This window comes from Burkholderia sp. LK4 (assembly GCF_001043615.1).
Lineage (GTDB): Bacteria > Pseudomonadota > Gammaproteobacteria > Burkholderiales > Burkholderiaceae > Burkholderia > Burkholderia cepacia.
Genome location: NZ_LDUL01000047.1, coordinates 203,636 through 220,895, shown reverse-complemented (window position 1 = coordinate 220,895; position 17,260 = coordinate 203,636). Strand labels below are relative to the sequence as shown.

Below are 17,260 nucleotides of genomic sequence, written 5' to 3'. Positions count from 1 at the left end.
GGTCATGATCCGTTTCGCCGGATGCTCATTGGTCGTTCGTCGGCAGCGGACCGTAATCGTTCCACATGTCGCGATGCAGTTTCCACGCGCCGCCTTGCTTCAGAAAGACGAGCGTCTGCTTGCCGCGGTATTTGAGCTTTCCGTCGTGGTCATGGATCTCCGTATCCGAAACCTCGGTCACGACCCGGTCGTTGCCGTAGAACTCGTAGTTGCTGAACGATACGGTGACAGGCTTCGATCCGGCATACCCTTTGGTAAGGTATTCGGTGATCGCGCGGCTCCCCGTTACCTTGTCGCCGCCGGGCGGCAAGAGGGTGCCGTCGCGGGTATAGAGGCGACCGATTGCTTCGTAGTCGCCTCGCGCGAAGGCATCCGCCCATCGTGCATTCTCGGCTTTGATGGCCGCTTCGGGCGGATGTTGCGAACCACCGGCAGATGCCGGCGTTGCAAACGCGAAAAAGGTGACGCAGGCTGCTGCAAGTGCGGTAGCGAAAGTACGATTCTGTTGCATCGGGTGATTTCCGGTTATAGCTCGAATTGAGAGGACTACGAAAATTGACAGGGCGGGCGGGCAATGCGGGAGCCGGTGATCATCGAGGCCTGCGGATGACCCGCGCACATTGCCTGCCCATGTTTCACCGAACGCCTGGAATGCGTGCGAGCCCCTTGGAGGCGCCGGGCAGTTCCTTGTCGACCATCGCGACGACTTCCGGCCGCGCGTCCCGCGGATGGCCCGAGTGGAACGGCGGCGCGGGATCGTATTCGATCACGAGTTGCGTGAATTCGGCCGCCTGTCGGCCGCGCAGCTTCTCCGCCACGCGAAGCGCGAAGTCGATGCCCGCCGTCACGCCGCCGCCGCTCATGAACCGGCCGTTGTCGTCTTCCACGAAGCGGTCGGGAACGGGAATCGCGCCATATTCGGCCAGCTTGTTGACGAAGGCCCAATGGCACGCGCTTCGCTTGCCCTTGAGCACGCCCGTTGCGGCGAGCACCAGCGATCCGTTGCAGACCGACGTAACGTGCCTGGCGCTTTCCGCCAGGCGCCGGATCTGCGCCTGATACGCGGGTTGCATCGGCGCCGTCAAATTGGACCCGCCGGGGACCAGGAGCACGTCCGTCTTGTCGATGTCGGCCAGCCGCTCGGTCTTGCCGTACACGACGCCGAATTCGAGCGTCACGTTGCCGCCATCGAGGCTCGCGTAGCGAACGTTCGTATTCGGCAGCCGATGGAAGATCTCGCTGGGGCCGGCGAAGTCGAGCAGCGTCCCGCCGTCGTAGTTGACGATCAGGATGTTGAGCGGTTCATTCGGCGCAAGTTCGCCCTTGCTGCCGGCCTGCGCAAGAGCAGGGGTGGTATGCGCGAGCAACGCGCTGCCGCCCAGGATGGCGCCGAGGGTGGCGGCGCCCCCCAGCTTGAGGGCATCGCGGCGCGAACGGCCCGCTCTCGTGAGCGGTGTTCCGGAAGCATTGTTTTCGCTACGGTCGGTCAAGATCGTTTCTCCTTGCACTTCGGCCCCTCTGCGGGCGCAACCAGATTGGGCCGGATTGAATGGCCGCCGCGACGAACGGCGTGGCGGACGTGAGATCGGGATGGGGAGAGCCCGGATGATTTGCAGGGCTCAGGCATTGCGCGCCGCAGGCTTAAAGCTGCGAAGCGCCGCCATCGACGACCAGTTCGGTGCCGACGACATACGACGATTCGTCGCTGGCGAGATAGAGCGCCGCGTACGCGATGTCCATCGCGTGGCCCATGCGGCCCACCGGAATGGTTTCGGCGAATTCGGCCTTGCGCTCGCGAACCCATTCGTCGGGCATGCCCCATTTGGTGAGCAGCGGAGTGTCGATCACACCGGGCGCGATCGCGTTGAAGCGGATCTTGCGGTCGAGAAACTCGTAGGACCAGCTGCGGGCGAGCGATCGTACGGCGGCTTTCGCTGCCGCGGTCAACGAGATGCCATGCTTGCCGGTCTGCGCGACGAACGATGTATTGAGAATGAACGAGGCGCCTGGCCGCAGGTCCGGCAGCACCGCCTGAAGCGTGAACACCACGCCCTTGACGTTGATGTCCATGATCTCGCCATAGAGCGCGTCGTCGATGTCGTTGACCGCGGACGGGAACGCCCAGCCTGCGTTCGCGAATACGACATCCAGGCCGCCGAACGTCTCCTTGACCTCGGCGGCAATCGCCCGCATGTCGTCGAGCGAACGGACGTCGCCCTTGAGAACGAGCGCATGCTCGCCAAGCTCGGCCTTCACGCGCTCGAACACTGTGTCATCGCGGCCCGTCACCGCTACGCGGGCACCTTCCGCAATGAACAGCTTCGCGGTTGCGAGGCCGATGCCGCTGGTACCACCAGTGATCAACACTGACTTGTCTTTAAGCCTCATCTTCTGCTCCATTTTTACGTCGTGACTGATCAGGCCGAAGGCTTCAAACGCGATTGCGTCTGTGTGCCTTTTCCGGCTCGATCTTCCACGTGCAGTATGGAACGCGAGGCGTATGGCGCAAAGGTCGTATAACCCTCAAAAAGCGCCACTCGGTTAAAACGGGTGAATAACGCGGCTCGGTGTTTGGCGGGGGCAATGCCCGTTCGCACGCTTCATGTGGGGTCTCGCTGGCGGCGAGTGGCGTGTGGAGCAGGCGTGCGCGAAGGTCGGACGCGCAGTGGTCGCGATGCGGATGTCCGAGCGGTCGCGGCGAGTGGCCGGTATCTGGAGGCCGTCTGCTTCACTCCTTGCGCTCATAGCGCAAACGGTATCCCCCATTCATTCGCTCGATGCGTGCGAACCCGTGTTCCCCCAGATGCATGCCGGCGATCAACAGCCCCTCCGAACTGACCTGGTCCAGAAGCCGTGACCGCGTAGCAGCGGCCAACGACGCATCGTGATCGAAGGCAATCGACACCTCCGGTCGCTGAATCTGGATATGCGGGAAATGCACCACGTCTCCCCACACAAGAAGCCCCTGATCGCGGGATTCAAGCACATATCCGGTATGTCCATCGGTGTGCCCCGGTATCGGCAGTGCGTCGATGCCGGGGAGCACTTGCCCGTCGTCGAAAAGACGAAGCCGGTCGCCATAAGCATCGAACACCCGACGCGCCACCGCGAAATTTCCGCGTGCCCGTTCGCTGGCGCGACTCAGATTCCCGTCGTCCTGCCAGAACCCGACCTCGCGTCGCTGCACGACCAGTTCCGCATTCGGGAACGCGATCTCTCCTGCACCGTTCACGAGCCCCCCGACATGGTCGGGATGCGCGTGGGTCAGCAGGATGGTGTCGATCGCGGCGGGCTCGATACCGGCAAGCGCGAGGTTCGTCCCGAGTTGGCCGCCCCATTGCCTGAACCCGCCCGCCCCGGCATCGATGAGCACGGTGCGGCCCGCGCCGCGTACGACGTAGCAATTGATGTGCACGGCTTCTGGCGCGTTCTGCCCGGCATCGCGTTGCATGTTCGACGCGTCGGCCGGATCGATATTCGACAGAAAGTCGAGACTCGCGGTGAGGTAGCCATCGCTGATGGCGGTAATCGTGAAATCCCCGACTTGCTGGCCGGGAAAGGTAAGCGTAGCCATCGTGCTTCTCCGGATCGGCGAATGGTGGGTTAGTTGCGGGCGTGAATGTTCGACGCGGTGTAAGCAAAACACCGAATGCGCGCGGTGAGGCCGGTGCGCTGGACGATCGCACGATCCAGCGCTTCCATGAACCGGTCCATGACCGCCGACGTGCGGGGCGTGCCGGCGCGATACCGAATGTCCGCGTAGACAGGATGCCCATGCCCGTGCAGCACCGGCTGAAAAATGACGTGGACGTTCCTGAGCTCGGCGCCGAGCACATGCGTACAGAGCTCGACGCAGTCGCGCGACAGCTCGGCAAGATTTTCGTCAGCGGGCATTCGCTGTGCATCGATCGAGAAAGTGACGTTCGGCATCGTGGGCTTACTCCTGGGCAGTCGAAAGGGCGCGTGCGCTCGTCAGTTGCTCCGTCGTCGGCGCATAAAGGTGAATGCCTTCCGCGCGCTCCTCGACAAGCGGCACGCTGTTGCGCGGCACGACGGCGAGCCAGCGTCGTGCCGGAAACTGCTCCAGCGCGACGGCTTGCATGGCCAGCGGGTCGAGGCCCAACCGGATCAGCGGATCAGGGCCGCCGGCGCACAGCGCGAGGCGTTCGCCTTCCGCCACCGCCGGGGCCAATCCGATATCGCTATAGAGATTGCGATGCCAGTCGGTGATGTGCTGCTGCCATTTCGCAAAATTGCCGCCGCCTTTCCGGCGATATTCGTCGCCGGTCAGCACATCGAGACCGTCGATCGTGTGAATCGCCAGATAGACAGGGCAACCGCTGCCGATCGCCTTGAACCGCTGCGACGTGTGAAACCCCGTCACGGAGATCAGGGCAGGCAGCTTTTCAAGGCTGTAGAAGTCGTTCCATTCGGCTTCGCTGTCGACGTCGGCGAAGCTGCATTCCACGGTGTAGATCATCGGATCGTCCTTTGAGCAAGATGCACGTCCCTCGGCGGGCGCTTGATGGTCAGTGCAGTAACGTAATGCTAAGCTCGCATTTGCACCCCATAAAACGAAATAAAGTCAGCCTTCAGTGATATTTGCTCAAGCTGACGTCGAACCCACCCTGACCGGCGAGCCACACATGCCCCGCAAGATCCCGAGCAATTCCGCGCTGCAGGCGTTCGAAGCCGCGGCCCGACACGGCAGCTTTGCCCGAGCCGCTGATGAACTCGCCCGAACCGAGGGCGCCGTCAGCCGTCAGATCGGCCGGCTGGAGGCGTTCCTGGGTGTCACGCTGTTCGAGCGGATCGGCAACCGGGTACGGCTGGCACCGAACGGTGCGCGGTACGCGGTGCAGGTTCGCGAGATTCTGGATCGGCTGGAACGGGACAGCCTGTACCTGATGGGGCAGCCTGTCGAAGGCGCGAGCATCGATATCGCGGCCATTCCGACCTTCGCCACGCGCTGGCTGATCCCCCGGCTGAAACACTTTCAGGACCGGCATCCGAACGTCACGGTCCATATCGCCGAGCGCATGGAACCGTTCCTGCTGGCCGGGAGCGGTTTCGATGCCGCCATCCATTTCGAGCATCCGGCATGGGCTGGAATGCATCTGCATCCGCTGCTGGAGGAAGTGCTGGTGCCCGTGTGCAGTCCGGCGTTGCTGGCGGACGCCGGGGCGAACCCGTCGCTGGACGCATTGCCACGCCTTCACCGGCGGCAGAACCCGGACGCGTGGCAGGCCTATGCGCAGGAGTCCGGCATCGTGCTGGGCAACTCGGCGATTGGCGCGCGCTACGATCTCCATTCGATGCTGATCGAAGCGGCGCTCGCGGGCCTGGGTGTCGCGCTGGTGCCGCGTCTTTACGTCGACGCGGAGCTCGAGCAAGGGCGGCTGGTCGCACCCTGGCCGGCGGGCAAGTCCGTCACGAAAAACTTCTGCCTCGTCCTGCCCGAACCGATCGAACTGGCCCAGGGGCCGTTGCAGGCGTTCGCGACGTGGATGCTGAATGACGCGCCGGGCCTGGCACCGCACGGTAGCGCCCGACGCACGCCGCGAGTCAGACGTCAGCGCGGTGCTTCCTCTCCACGTTGATTCGCCGCACGCAGGCCGCGATCAGGTACGCCGCGCTCGGCGAGACACCGCCTGCCGAATGCTCCCGTCAGTCGGGCGTATGCGCCCAACCGACGGGCCTGCAAAGCCCCAGGACCGACAGTGCTGCCGGCACTGAAAACCGGTTCCACCCGCGCCACGCGGGTTCTTCCACATGATCGTTTGGTCTCCTTCGCATCCTTGATGACCAATGCTCCATGACGGCAACGCGATAAGGCACGTCCGGCGGGTCGAGGTGCCGGTGCGGTTGTGGCATCCGGCGTTGCGGTCTCCGGTGGCCGGATACGTGTGATCCGCGTGGTGCTTGTCGGTGCAAAGCCGCAACGGCCGGGATCACAAGACGTCGAGGAAGATCGATGGATCTAGTGGTTGATGCACCCGTTGTCAACTGACTGGAGGGCCCTGTCTAACAACCTGCACAGCGTTGTTGAACGTGATTCACTTCGCGTGCTGGTGCGAAAACGTTCGTTTGTGTTCGTTTTTATTCGTTTTCCGGCAACGGAGTCCGTCGTGCCGAGCCGTCGAGTGGGGTACGGCCGACATCCCGCGCGCGGGCGACGCTTCAGTGCCGGAAGCGTCGCTGCATCAGCGATTTCCGCATCCTCATCCTCGAGCAACTGACATGTACGTAAAAAATGGAGAGCAAGATGAGCAGATCGATACGAGCGAAGGCAGTGGCGACCGTGGTGGCGCTCGCCATGAACGCGGCCCCGGCCGCGAGTGTTGGAACCGTTCTGTCGCTGGCCGGCACACAGGCCGCTTCCGCCGCGACGACCGCCGTTGACGACTACGCGGCGACCCGGTACCCGATCATTCTCGTGCACGGGCTGACCGGCACCGACAAGTACGGTGGCGTCGTCGAGTACTGGTATCGCATTCCGGAGGACCTGCGGGCGCACGGTGCGGCGGTATACGTTGCCAACCTGTCCGGCTTCCAGAGCGACGATGGCCCGAGCGGGCGTGGCGAGCAATTGCTTGCGTTCGTGAAGCAGGTGCTCGCGGCAACGGGCGCGCAGAAGGTGAATCTGATCGGCCATAGCCAGGGCGGCCTGACATCGCGTTATGTTGCGTCCGTTGCGCCGGAACTGGTCGCGTCGGTAACGACGATCAGTACCCCGCACTGGGGCTCGCAATTCGCCGACTTCGTCCAGCAACTGTTGCAGACTGACCCGACCGGCCTGTCGTCGACCGTGCTCGGCGCATTCGCGAATGCGCTCGGCACGTTGACGAGCAGCAACTTCAATACGAACCAGAATGCGATTCAGGCGTTGTCGGTGCTGACGACGGCAAAGGCCGCCGCATACAACCAGAAATTCCCGAGCGCCGGTCTCGGTGCGCCGGGCTCGTGTCAAACCGGCGCGCCAACGGAGACTGTCGGCGGCAATACGCACCTGCTTTATTCGTGGGGCGGCACGGCGATCCAGCCGACAGCGACGGTGGCCGGCGTGACAGGGGCCGTCGATACGAGCGTGAGCGGGGTCACCGATCCGGCGAACGCGCTCGATCCGTCGACGCTGGCACTCCTCGGCAGCGGCACGGTGATGATCAATCGCAGCGCAGGTCCGAACGACGGCGTCGTGTCGCAATGCAGCGCGCGGTTTGGCCAGGTGCTCGGCACGTATCACTGGAATCACACCGATGCGATCAACCAGATCCTCGGCGTGCTCGGCGCGAATGTGGAGGATCCGGTTGCGGTAATCCGCACGCACGCGAACCGGTTGAAGAATCAAGGCGTGTAATCGATGACAGGGAGCAAGCGCGGCATCGCGCGACGCCGGCATGTCCGGTGTCGCGCCTGCCGTGATCGAGCGGATCGTCGTGTATCGAGCGATTTCTTTGGCGCGTCGTCGATAACGGTCACCAGGGCGTGGCTTATCCGTGCTTCAGCGCGGTCGAAACGCGCTTCATCCCAGAACCGTTCCAGAGGCGTCGGCGCGCTGTCGTGACAGCGATCGGCCATGCTGCCGCGTCGGTCTCGAACGCGTCAGGATCTCAACCCTGCTGGCGCAGGGCGCAACGACATCGATTACCCCGCACTCGCGGGTGTGGTGCCGGTCTAGAGCCACCGCTCTGAATTCCCGTTGCGCCGCCGCATAAAACGAACATCAGTCGTTGGAAGTACACGGGGAAAATCGCTTCGTACTCCAACTGAAAAATCCGTCTCGATCCGAGAGTATGACCGTCCAGCAAGGAATGCAGGGCGTTTGACGATTTCATTCCCGGCTCGCCGGCGACACGCTCGATCATCGCGGTTCGCGATCCGCATTCAAGCGACGAATGTGTGCATCGCAACAATCCATTTCATTCACGGCAATCGTAACGGTAAGGTGAACGCACGTTCGAATTTGATCGAGCGATGCGAAACCACCCTGTGACGATGCCATGACAACGAACCGCGATCGACCTGCCAAAGTGTCAGCCCCGACTTCCGGTGAAACGCCGGCAGGCGGCAATGCGCGTACGGCGGGCCCGCGCCTGCCGGCCAGGCTGGTGGGCCCGATCGTGCTCGGCACGCTGCTCAACGCGCTGAACTCGTCGATGATCGCGGTCGCGCTCGTCAGCATCCAGCAGGCGTTCAATCCGCACGGGCATGAACGCATCGACACCATGTGGCTCGTGTCGGGCCTTTATCTCGCGACGGCCGTCGGCCAGCCGACGATGGGGCGGCTCGCCGACCGGTTCGGCGCGAAGCGGATCTTCTGCATCGGCCTCGCGATCGTATTGATCGCATCCGCGCTCGCGCCGTTCGCGCCGTCGCTCGGGTGGCTCATCGCGTCGCGCGTCGCGCTCGGCATCGGCACGTCGGCCGCGTATCCGGCCGGCATGGCGATGATCCGCACGTGGTCGCAGCGGCACGCGAACGGCGCGACGCCGACGGGCGGGCTCGGCGCGATCTCGGTGGCGGCACAGGTGGCCGTCGCGTTCGGGCCGCCGCTCGGCGGCGCGCTCGTGCAGTTCGCGGGCTGGCGCGCGATCTTCTGGATCAACGTGCCGATCGTGCTGCTCGCGTTCGTGCTGGCGTGGCTGTGGATTCCGGCCGACGTCGTCCCGCGCGGCGCGCAGCAACGCCGCACGCTGCGGGGCACGCTGAAGGAACTGGACCTGCCGGGCATCGTGCTGTTCGTCCTGACGCTCGCGAGCCTGCTGCTGTTCCTGCAATCGGTCACGCACGATCCCGACTGGCTGCTGCTCGTCGCGACGCTGGTGCTGTGCCCGGTGCTGGTCGGGCACGAGCGGCGGGCCGCGACGCCGCTGATCGACATCCGCATGCTCGGCGACAACCGTGCGCTCACGAGTACGTACCTGCGTTGCGTCGGCACCTACGCGGTGTTCTACGCGATCTTCTATGCGCTGCCGATGTGGCTGCAGGAGGCCAAGCACCTGTCCGCCGCCGACGCCGGCCTCGTGATGCTGCCGGTCGCGGGGATCGGCACCGTGGCGACGATGCTCGCGACCCGCCTCGCACACCGTCACGGCTCGCGGCCGGTGCTGATCATCGGTTCCGCGATGCTGTGCGTCGGCAGCGTCGTGATGAGCCTGCTCACCAGCGCGATGCCGGTCTGGTCGATCGTACTGCTATCGATCGTGTTCGGCGTGCCGAACGGCTTCAACAATCTCGGCAACCAGGCCGCGCTCTACCAGAGTGCGCCGCACGACCGGATCGGCACCGCCTCGGGGCTGTACCGCACTGCGCAGTATGTCGGCGGCAGCCTGTCGTTTGCGCTCGTCGGGCTGGCGCTCGGCCATCCGGCGAGCGATCGCGGCCTGCGCGAGCTGGCCATCGTCCTGGCGGTCATCAGCGTGCTGCTGCTGCTCAACGCAGCGTCGAGCCGGCACCTGGATACCGCCGCTTCTTCCATCCCCCAACAGAAGTGAGGTTTTGACATGTCCACTCCGACGCTCAATCGCACGGTCGCCCTGGTCGCCATCGACCTGCAGAACGGCATCGTGTCGCTGCCGGTCGTGCCCTGCAGCGGCGCGCAGGTCGTGGCGAAGACGGTCGAGCTCGCAACCGCGTTCCGCGCGTTGAAGCTCCCCGTGATCTACGTGCACACGAGCTACCAGCCGGACGGCGGCGTCGCGCTGAAGGTCAGGACGGATGCGCCGTCGGCGCCGCCGAATCTGGACCCCGAATGGAGCGCGTTCGCGCCGGCGCTCGGCGTCGGGCCGTCCGACATCGTCGTGACGAAGCACCAGTGGGGCGCGTTCACCGGCACCGACCTCGACGTGCAGCTGCGCCGGCGCGGCATCACGGACATCGTGCTGACCGGGATCGCAACCAACATCGGCGTCGAATCGACGGCGCGCCAGGCATACGAGAACAACTACAACGTCGTCGTCGTCAGCGACGCGGTCAGCACGTCGTCCACCGACGCGCAGACCTTCGCGCTGACGCAGATCTTCCCGAAGCTCGGGCAGGTCGCCGCGACGGCCGACGTGGAGGCGGCACTGAAGCAGGCGTATTCGCGCTGAACGAAGCGGCGTGTTCGGCGTGCACCATTCAAACAGAGTCATTTAACGAGGCATGACGATGATCAAGACCGATGCATGGGTTCTCTACGCAGGACCGGAACCGAGCAGGAAGCAGGCGCCCGTGGCGGGCGAACTGCGTCGCGAGACCTTCGAATTCTCCGATCTGGAAGCCGACGAGGTGCTGGTCGAGCCGCTGTACGGATCGTGGGAGGCGAACCTCGACCACGCGCTGTCGCGCAATCCGGTCGACATCTGCCGGCAGCGCCGCGAGGACAAGATCGTGCTCGGCAACGGTGCGCTGGTGCGCATCGTCGAGCGCGGCAGCGGCGTGAAGACGCTGAAGGAAGGCGAGATCTGCATGGTGATGCCGTTCGGCAAGCGCGACGAATACGGGTTCGCCGAGCTCGTCTACGCATACGACGCGCCGGGTACGATCGGCGTGATGGCGCAGCGGACCAAGATGCGCGCCGACAACCTCGTGGCGGTGCCGACGGACAGCCGGCATTCGCTGCTGCAATGGGCGACGTATGGCCGCTACTTCACCGCGTGGGACAACTGGAAGGTGGCGTCGACGTGCTGGCGCTCGCAGCTGCCGGACGTCGATCCGGCCGACTACCTGGTGTTCGGCTGGGGCGGCGGCACGACGCTCGCCGAACTGCAGCTCGCGAAGCGCGAGGGTTTTCGCGTCGCGATGACGGCGAGCAACGACCGGCGCCTCGAGGAGCTCGCGAAGCTCGGCATCACGCCGGTCGATCGCCGCAAGTTCCCGAACCTCGCGTATGACGACGAGCGCTACAAGACCGATCCGGAGTACCAGGCGAGCTATCGCGAGTCGGAGCGCGTGTTCGCGGAGACGATCGCGGAGCTGAGCGGCGGCCGCGGCGTCGCGATCTTCCTCGACAACCTCGGCGGCGCACTGTATCGCGCGACGATGCGCGTGGTCGGCCGTACGGGTATCGTCACGACGGTCGGCTGGAAGACCGGGATGCGCCTGTGGAACCTGCGCGCGACGGAATGCATCAACCGCCGCCTGCACATCCACACGCACGCGTGGCGCTACGACGACAGCATCACGATCCGCGATTTCCAGGAAACGAGCGGCTGGATCGGCGAGGAGCCGACCGAGATCTTCGATTTCGACGAGGTGCCGAAGCTCGCGTCCGACTACCTGAACGGGAAGATCCAGACGTATTTCCCGATCTACCGGATCAACGCCGTCTGAGCGGCAGGTCGCGCGCCGCGCCCGCATCGCTGCAAGACGATTAGTCATGCAGATGATGTCGGTGTGCGGCGCGCCGTGCAATCCATCTGACTGGAGAACGGCATGGCCACTGTGGAAATGGGGGGCGTCGACACCGGTGCGGCGTCGGACGCGTCCAAACCGGCGCCGCTCGACGGCATTCGCGTGATCGACGCCGCGACGTTGTTCGCGGGGCCGCTCGCGGCGACGATGCTGGCGGACTACGGCGCCGACGTGATCAAGGTCGAGCATCCGGACGGCGATCCGGCGCGCAAGTACGGCGCGCGTCGCGACGACGTGCCGTTGTGGTGGAAGGTGCTCGCGCGCAACAAGCGGGCCGTCACGCTGAATCTCGGCACGGCCGACGGCCAGCGGATCTTCCGCGAAATGGCGGCGCAGGCGGACGTGGTCGTCGAGAATTTCCGGCCCGGCACGCTCGAACGCTGGGGGCTCGGTTACGACGTGCTGTCCGCGATCAACCCGCGGCTCGTGCTCGTGCGGGTGACGGGCTTCGGGCAGTTCGGCCCGTATGCGAGCCGCCCCGGCTTCGGGACGCTGGCCGAGGCGATGAGCGGGCTCGCGTCGGTCACCGGCGAGGCCGACGGGCCGCCGCTGCTGCCGTCGTTCCCGCTCGCGGACACCGTCGCGGGGCTGAACGCCGCGTTCGCGATCATGACGGCGCTGAAAGCGCGCGAGCACACCGGGCGCGGCCAGGTCGTCGATCTCGCGATCATCGAGACGATGCTTGCCGCGATGGGCGCGCAGGTCGCGAGCTACGACCAGACGGGCCGGGTGCCCGAGCGCACCGGCAATCGTTCGCCGAACAATTCGCCGCGCGGGGTGTACCGCACGTCGGACGGCAAGTGGGTCGCGCTGTCGACGTCGGCGCACAGCATCGCGGAGCGCGTGATGCGCCTCGTCGGCCGTGCGGACCTGATCGACGAACCCTGGTTCGCGAACGGCGCCGAGCGCGCGAAGCATGCGGACGAACTGGATGCGGCGGTCGGCGGCTGGATCGAGCAGCGCTCGCGCGACGACGTGATCGCCGAGTTCGAGCGCGCGCAGGCGGCGGTCGCGCCGATCTACGACGTTGCCGACGTGCTCCGCGATCCGCAGTACGCGGCGCTCGGCTCGGTCGTATCGGTGCCCGATGCGGAGCTCGGCGCGTTCCGCACGCACAACGTGCCGTTCCGGCTGTCCGACACGCCCGGCGCGATCCGCTGGGGCGGGCCGGCGCGCGGCACGCACAACGACGAAGTATTCGGCGCATTGGGGCTGGAGCGGCACGAGATCGCCGATTTGACCGAACGGGGCATTGTATGAAAACCAGCGCAACCTACCGCAGTTACCTCTACGTGCCCGCGCACAAGGCGCAGGTGGTGGACAAGGCGTATGCAAGCGAGGCCGATGCCATCGTGCTCGACCTCGAGGATGCCGTGCCGGCCAGCCACAAGGCCGAAGCACGCGAGGCGGCCGCCGCGATTCTCGCGGAAGGCCCGCCGAAGCCGACCTACGTGCGGATCAACCCGATCGGCAGCCCGTGGTGTCGCGACGACGTCGACGCGATCGCGCAGCCGGCGCTGCAGGCGCTGCGGCTGCCGAAATGCGACCTGCCGCAGCATATCCAGGAAGTGGCGGGCTGGCTCGACGCGCTCGGCAGCGAGGCGGGCATCCAGATCCTGATCGAGTCGGCGTACGGCGTCGAGACGGCTTACCAGCTCGCGACCGCGTCGCCGCGGCTCGAACGGATCGGGCTCGGCGAGAGCGACCTGCGCGCGGACCTGCAGATCGGCGTCGACAACTTCACGCTCGAGGTGTGCCGCGCGCGCTGCGTCGTGGTGTCTCGCGCGGCGGGGCTCGCCGGGCCGATCCAGACCGTCTATCACACGCTGCCCGATCTCGACGGGCTGAGGGAATCGACGTTGCGCGCCAAGTCGATGGGGTTCCTCGGCCGCTTCGCGATTCATCCGTCGCAGCTCGCGGTGATCAACGAGGTGTTCACGCCGTCGGAAGACGAGATCCGCGCAGCCGAGCGGGTGCTCGAGGCGGTCGATGCGGCAGCGGGCAAGGCCTCGGCGTCGTCGGTCTTCGTGCTGCCGGACGGCCGCGTGGTCGCGCCGCCGCTGATCGCCAACGCGCGCGTGACGCTCGCGCTCGCGAACAATCTTCGACTCAGTGGGGCACTGGCATGAGCACACCCGAGACGCTTTCCGCTCCGGCGGCCGCCGCCGATCCGGTGGCACCGGCCCGGCCCGCGCCGCCCGACGGCATCGTCGGCGCGCTCGGCCGCTTTGCGGCGGAGGTGCGCGCCGGAGGGCTGGAATACCGGCTGCGCGTCGAGGCCGCCGCGCGCGTGCTCGACGTGGTCGGCAACAGCCTGATCGCGCACGACGAACCGGTCGTGCAGTCGGTGCTGCAGGTCGCACGGCGCTGGGCGGGCACCGGCCCGGCGAGCGTGATCGGCGCGCCCGACCGGTTGCCGGCCGCGAGTGCCGCGCTCGTCAACGGCACGCTCGCGCATGCGATGGACTTCGACGATTCGCACATGCTGTCGGTGCTGCATCCGAGCGCGTCGGTGATTCCGGCCGCGCTCGCCGCCGCGCAGGCGAGCGGCGCGTCGGGTGCGGCGCTGCTCGATGCGATCACGGTCGGCACCGAGGTGTGCATCCGGCTGGGCGTCGCCGCCTACAACGAGCGGCTCGGCAATTCGGTGTTTTTCGAGCGCGGCCAGCACGCGACGTCGATCTGCGGCACGGTCGGCGCGGCGGCGGCCGCGGCGATGCTGCTCGGGCTCGATGCCGCGCAGATCGCGGCGGCGCTCGGCATTGCCGCGAGCATGGGCGCGGGCCTGCTCGAAGCGAACCGCACCGGCGGCTCGGTGAAGCGGATCCACTGCGGCTGGGCGGCGCATGCGGGCGTGAGCGCGGCGGAACTGGCGGGCGCGGGCGTCACCGCGCCGCCGACCGCGCTCGAAGGCCGCTTCGGCTTCTTCCACGCATGGTGCGGCGACCTCGCCGACGTCGACGCGGTACTGCGCGACCTGGGCGACGAATGGGAGACGAGCCGGATCATCTTCAAGCCGTATCCGTGCAACCACTTCACGCATCCGGGCATCGACGCGGCGCTGCAACTGAAGGCCCAAGGCGTGACGGCGGACGACGTGGTGTCGGCCGAGCTGCGGGTCGCGACGTCGACGCTGCGTACGATCGGCGAGCCGGCCGAGTTGAAGGCGAATCCGCCGAACGGTTATGCGGCGGCGTTCTCGGGGCCGTACACGGTCGCGGCGGCGCTGCTCGGCGGCGGCGGGCTCGGCGTCTGGTTCGACGATTTCGACGATGCGCTTGCGCGGGACCCCGCACGGCGCGCCCTGGCCGCGAAGGTGCGTTGCGTGGCCGATCCATGGTGCGATGCGCGCTTTCCGCATTTCCTGCCGGCCGTGCTGCGCGTCGAGCTGCGCGACGGGCAAGTGCGCGAAGCGTGGATCGAGTCGAGCAAGGGCACGAATTCGCGGCCGCTGACCGAGCAGGAACTCACCGCGAAATTCGTGCTGGCGGCGAGTTCGGCGCTCGGCATGGAGCGTGCGCTCGCGCTGCGCGACGCGGTACGGTCGCTCGCCGACGATGCGCCGCTCGATGCGCTCGCGGCGCTGACGTCGGGCATTGAAGGAGGACACCGATCTTGAATGCACCCCGCTGGAAAAAGCGGCCGCCCGGCTCGAACTGGGGCGACTTCGGTCCCGACGATCAGAAGGGGCGGCTGAACTGGCTGACGCCGGACAAGGTGCGGCAGGGCGCGGCCGAAGTGCGGGAGGGGCTGTCGTTCTCGCTGAGCCTGCCGCTCGACGTGCCGCGCGGCGGCGGGCTGAACGCGCGGCGGCGGCCACCCGCGATCATGCCGGCGCTGCTCGGCGACAAGCCGTATTTCGGTTATCGCGCGGACGAACAGGTTGCGAACGCAACCGATGTGGTCTGCGACGATTCGTTCTGCATGCACTCGCAGTTCTCGACGCAATGGGACGGCCTGTCGCACGTGGGCGGCGTGTTCGACGCGGACGACGACGGCGTGCCTGAAATCGTGTTCTACAACGGCTTCCGGATGGGTGAGCATCTGCGGGTGCCGCAAGAGGGCGACGCGACGGGCGGCGCGCACGCGCTCGGCATCGAGGTGATGGCGCAAACGGGCGTGCAGGGGCGCGGCGTGCTGATCGACCTGCGGCGTCATTTCGGCGACGCGCGCACGAAGGTCGGCTTCGCGGAACTGATGCAGGTGATGGAGGCGGACCGCGTGCAGGTCGAGCGCGGCGACATCGTCTGCATTCACACCGGCTTTGCGGATCTGCTGCTGAACGACGACGGCGGATCGCCGGCGACGGTCGCGAGCGCGTGCGTGCTGGACAGCGGCGATGCGCGGCTGCTGCAATGGATCGACGAATCGGGGCTGGCCGCGCTCGTGGCCGACAACCATGCGATCGAGGAACGTCCGCAACATGCGCAGCCGCTCGCGCAACCGGGCGCGCTGATGCCGCTTCACGAACTGTGCCTGTTCAAGCTCGGCATTCACCTCGGCGAGCTGTGGCACCTGACGCCGCTCGCGAACTGGCTGCATGCACACGGCCGGAACCGGTTTCTGCTGACCGCGCCGCCGCTGCATATCCGCGGCCTGGTCGGCGCACCGGCGAATCCGGTCGCGACCGTTTGAGCTTGCGGGCGGCCGCCGGGGCGGCGTTCGCCCGCATTTTTTTGCAATGCGACCTTTTTTCAAAAATCGCGAATCAAATGACCGATTGGTACGGTATCCGGAAGAATCGACGCGAAACGGACCAACTAATTTAAAAAATTAACCAATACCGCTCGATACCTAAAAATATAGATACGTCAAGATTGGACTATTCTTGTGCATTGCACTAAATATCAGGGGATTGCTCCGATTGCGGAATTTTTCAATCGCAATCGGAGGCGGTGTTTAACCTGTTTAGTGGATGGTCGCAAACATGAATCTACGTTCGATCGATCTGAACCTGCTGGTCATACTCGATGCGCTATTGACGGAGAAACAGGTCACCCGGGCCGGCCAGAAGGTCGGCCTCACGCAGCCGGCCGTCAGCAACGCGCTGGCGCGGCTGCGGTTCCTGTTCAAGGACGAGATCCTGGCGCGCACCGCGGTCGGCATGGAGTTGACGCCGCGCGCACAGGCGCTGGCGATGCCGATTCGACAGATCATGCAACAAATCGAGGAATTATTTGAATCGGATTATCAATTCAATCCTTTTACGTCCGAGCGCCATTTCACGTTGCGCATGTCGGATCTCACCGAATTGCTTTTGCTGCCGGCTCTGCTGCGCTGCATGCGCTTGACCAGCCCGAATATCGGCATGGACGTCGTGCACATGAGTGCCGCCAAGACCGCCGACGCACTCGAATCCGGGCTGCTCGACCTGGCGATCAGTGCCGGCCTCGAACATTCGGGCGCGCTGTCGTCGCAAATCGTGTTTCATGACCGGATGGTCTGCGTGATGAGCCGCAGCCATCCGGAAGCGGGCATGCCGCTGACGCTCGAACGGTTCCTCGCGCTCGACTTCCTCAACGTGACGATCAATCCGGTCGACCACAGCCTGGTCGACAACCTGCTTGCGAACATGAACTGCACGCGGCGCATCGCGCTCAACGTGCCGCACTGGCTCGTCGTGCCGAACATGCTGGATGCGCTGCCGTACGCGGTGATCATGTCGGAGCGGCATGCGCTGAGCCTCGACGACGCGCGGCTCGTGATCCGCGACCTGCCGCTCGCGATGGAGCCCGTCGCGTGGTCGCTGTACTGGCACCGGCGCTACGACGGCAGCAACGCGCACGCGTGGCTGCGCAGCCGCATCGTCGAGGTCGCGGAAGCGCTCGAACGGCACGGCGTCGCGGCGGAAGCTTAGGGTTCGTTC

At 65.8% G+C, this 17,260-nt stretch carries 16 protein-coding genes; 10 read left to right on the top strand and 6 right to left on the bottom strand.

The genetic code is table 11. The annotated features are described in order from the left end of the window. Nucleotides 1-25 precede the first annotated feature (25 nt). The 6 genes from VK92_RS24465 to VK92_RS24440 form a co-directional block, all read right to left on the bottom strand. Nucleotides 26-511, bottom strand: a complete 486-nt coding sequence (locus VK92_RS24465; RefSeq protein WP_021156588.1) for a YybH family protein — start codon at nt 509-511, stop codon at nt 26-28. Between the two features lie 124 nt (nt 512-635). Continuing rightward, nucleotides 636-1,490 (bottom strand): DJ-1/PfpI family protein, encoded by an 855-nt coding sequence (locus VK92_RS24460; protein WP_048027744.1) that lies wholly within the window; start codon nt 1,488-1,490, stop codon nt 636-638. Between the two features lie 151 nt (nt 1,491-1,641). Next, nucleotides 1,642-2,388: an SDR family oxidoreductase gene (locus VK92_RS24455; RefSeq protein ID WP_042972815.1), complete on the bottom strand. Its 747-nt coding sequence runs from the start codon at nt 2,386-2,388 to the stop codon at nt 1,642-1,644. Between the two features lie 340 nt (nt 2,389-2,728). Further along, complete coding sequence (locus VK92_RS24450) at nt 2,729-3,574, bottom strand: MBL fold metallo-hydrolase (protein WP_048027313.1); 846 nt, start codon at nt 3,572-3,574, stop codon at nt 2,729-2,731. Nucleotides 3,575-3,603: 29 nt separating this feature from the next. Further along, nucleotides 3,604-3,930 (bottom strand): hypothetical protein, encoded by a 327-nt coding sequence (locus VK92_RS24445; protein ID WP_048027311.1) that lies wholly within the window; start codon nt 3,928-3,930, stop codon nt 3,604-3,606. Between the two features lie 7 nt (nt 3,931-3,937). Beyond that, on the bottom strand, nt 3,938-4,480 hold the full coding sequence (locus tag VK92_RS24440) for a hypothetical protein (protein WP_048027310.1): 543 nt from the start codon (nt 4,478-4,480) through the stop codon (nt 3,938-3,940). A gap of 166 nt (nt 4,481-4,646) precedes the next feature. Here VK92_RS24440 and VK92_RS24435 point away from each other — a divergent pair, with 166 nt between their 5' ends. The 10 genes from VK92_RS24435 to VK92_RS24390 all read left to right on the top strand — a co-directional run bounded on the left by VK92_RS24435 (nt 4,647) and on the right by VK92_RS24390 (nt 17,251). Continuing rightward, the gene (locus VK92_RS24435) at nt 4,647-5,600 is read left to right on the top strand and encodes a LysR substrate-binding domain-containing protein (protein ID WP_048027308.1); all 954 of its coding nucleotides are present in this window, start codon (nt 4,647-4,649) and stop codon (nt 5,598-5,600) included. A gap of 665 nt (nt 5,601-6,265) precedes the next feature. Further along, nucleotides 6,266-7,357 carry a triacylglycerol lipase gene (locus tag VK92_RS24430; protein ID WP_048027743.1) on the top strand — a complete coding sequence of 364 codons (1,092 nt, stop codon included), beginning with the start codon at nt 6,266-6,268 and terminating at the stop codon, nt 7,355-7,357. A gap of 643 nt (nt 7,358-8,000) precedes the next feature. Then, the gene (locus tag VK92_RS24425; RefSeq protein WP_053077832.1) at nt 8,001-9,494 is read left to right on the top strand and encodes an MFS transporter; all 1,494 of its coding nucleotides are present in this window, start codon (nt 8,001-8,003) and stop codon (nt 9,492-9,494) included. Nucleotides 9,495-9,503: 9 nt separating this feature from the next. Then, entirely contained in the window at nt 9,504-10,091 is a 588-nt protein-coding gene (locus VK92_RS24420) for an isochorismatase family protein (protein ID WP_048027307.1), read from the top strand. A gap of 58 nt (nt 10,092-10,149) precedes the next feature. Continuing rightward, on the top strand, nt 10,150-11,313 hold the full coding sequence (locus VK92_RS24415) for a quinone oxidoreductase family protein (protein ID WP_027792762.1): 1,164 nt from the start codon (nt 10,150-10,152) through the stop codon (nt 11,311-11,313). Between the two features lie 102 nt (nt 11,314-11,415). Continuing rightward, the gene (locus tag VK92_RS24410; protein ID WP_122982890.1) at nt 11,416-12,654 is read left to right on the top strand and encodes a CaiB/BaiF CoA transferase family protein; all 1,239 of its coding nucleotides are present in this window, start codon (nt 11,416-11,418) and stop codon (nt 12,652-12,654) included. Then, nucleotides 12,651-13,523 (top strand): HpcH/HpaI aldolase/citrate lyase family protein, encoded by an 873-nt coding sequence (locus tag VK92_RS24405; protein WP_021156600.1) that lies wholly within the window; start codon nt 12,651-12,653, stop codon nt 13,521-13,523. The genes VK92_RS24410 and VK92_RS24405 overlap by 4 nt, the downstream gene beginning before the upstream one ends. Further along, entirely contained in the window at nt 13,520-15,013 is a 1,494-nt protein-coding gene (locus VK92_RS24400) for an MmgE/PrpD family protein (protein ID WP_053077831.1), read from the top strand. Before VK92_RS24405 ends, VK92_RS24400 begins: the two co-directional genes overlap by 4 nt. After that, nucleotides 15,010-16,029 (top strand): cyclase family protein, encoded by a 1,020-nt coding sequence (locus tag VK92_RS24395; RefSeq protein ID WP_048027303.1) that lies wholly within the window; start codon nt 15,010-15,012, stop codon nt 16,027-16,029. The genes VK92_RS24400 and VK92_RS24395 overlap by 4 nt, the downstream gene beginning before the upstream one ends. A 292-nt stretch (nt 16,030-16,321) precedes the next feature. Next, a complete protein-coding gene (locus tag VK92_RS24390; RefSeq protein WP_048027736.1) occupies nt 16,322-17,251 on the top strand; it encodes a LysR family transcriptional regulator in 930 nt (309 codons plus the stop codon). Nucleotides 17,252-17,260: the final 9 nt, after the last annotated feature.

What these genes read in the sequence shown, in the direction of transcription:
- VK92_RS24465 (WP_021156588.1), bottom strand. Translation starts at nt 511, where the DNA reads ATGCAACAGAATCGTACTTTCGCTACCGCACTTGCAGCAGCCTGCGTC.
- VK92_RS24455 (WP_042972815.1), bottom strand. Translation starts at nt 2,388, where the DNA reads ATGAGGCTTAAAGACAAGTCAGTGTTGATCACTGGTGGTACCAGCGGC.
- VK92_RS24450 (WP_048027313.1), bottom strand. Translation starts at nt 3,574, where the DNA reads ATGGCTACGCTTACCTTTCCCGGCCAGCAAGTCGGGGATTTCACGATT.
- VK92_RS24445 (WP_048027311.1), bottom strand. Translation starts at nt 3,930, where the DNA reads ATGCCGAACGTCACTTTCTCGATCGATGCACAGCGAATGCCCGCTGAC.
- VK92_RS24440 (WP_048027310.1), bottom strand. Translation starts at nt 4,480, where the DNA reads ATGATCTACACCGTGGAATGCAGCTTCGCCGACGTCGACAGCGAAGCC.
- VK92_RS24435 (WP_048027308.1), top strand. Translation starts at nt 4,647, where the DNA reads ATGCCCCGCAAGATCCCGAGCAATTCCGCGCTGCAGGCGTTCGAAGCC.
- VK92_RS24430 (WP_048027743.1), top strand. Translation starts at nt 6,266, where the DNA reads ATGAGCAGATCGATACGAGCGAAGGCAGTGGCGACCGTGGTGGCGCTC.
- VK92_RS24425 (WP_053077832.1), top strand. Translation starts at nt 8,001, where the DNA reads ATGACAACGAACCGCGATCGACCTGCCAAAGTGTCAGCCCCGACTTCC.
- VK92_RS24420 (WP_048027307.1), top strand. Translation starts at nt 9,504, where the DNA reads ATGTCCACTCCGACGCTCAATCGCACGGTCGCCCTGGTCGCCATCGAC.
- VK92_RS24415 (WP_027792762.1), top strand. Translation starts at nt 10,150, where the DNA reads ATGATCAAGACCGATGCATGGGTTCTCTACGCAGGACCGGAACCGAGC.
- VK92_RS24410 (WP_122982890.1), top strand. Translation starts at nt 11,416, where the DNA reads ATGGCCACTGTGGAAATGGGGGGCGTCGACACCGGTGCGGCGTCGGAC.
- VK92_RS24405 (WP_021156600.1), top strand. Translation starts at nt 12,651, where the DNA reads ATGAAAACCAGCGCAACCTACCGCAGTTACCTCTACGTGCCCGCGCAC.
- VK92_RS24400 (WP_053077831.1), top strand. Translation starts at nt 13,520, where the DNA reads ATGAGCACACCCGAGACGCTTTCCGCTCCGGCGGCCGCCGCCGATCCG.
- VK92_RS24390 (WP_048027736.1), top strand. Translation starts at nt 16,322, where the DNA reads ATGAATCTACGTTCGATCGATCTGAACCTGCTGGTCATACTCGATGCG.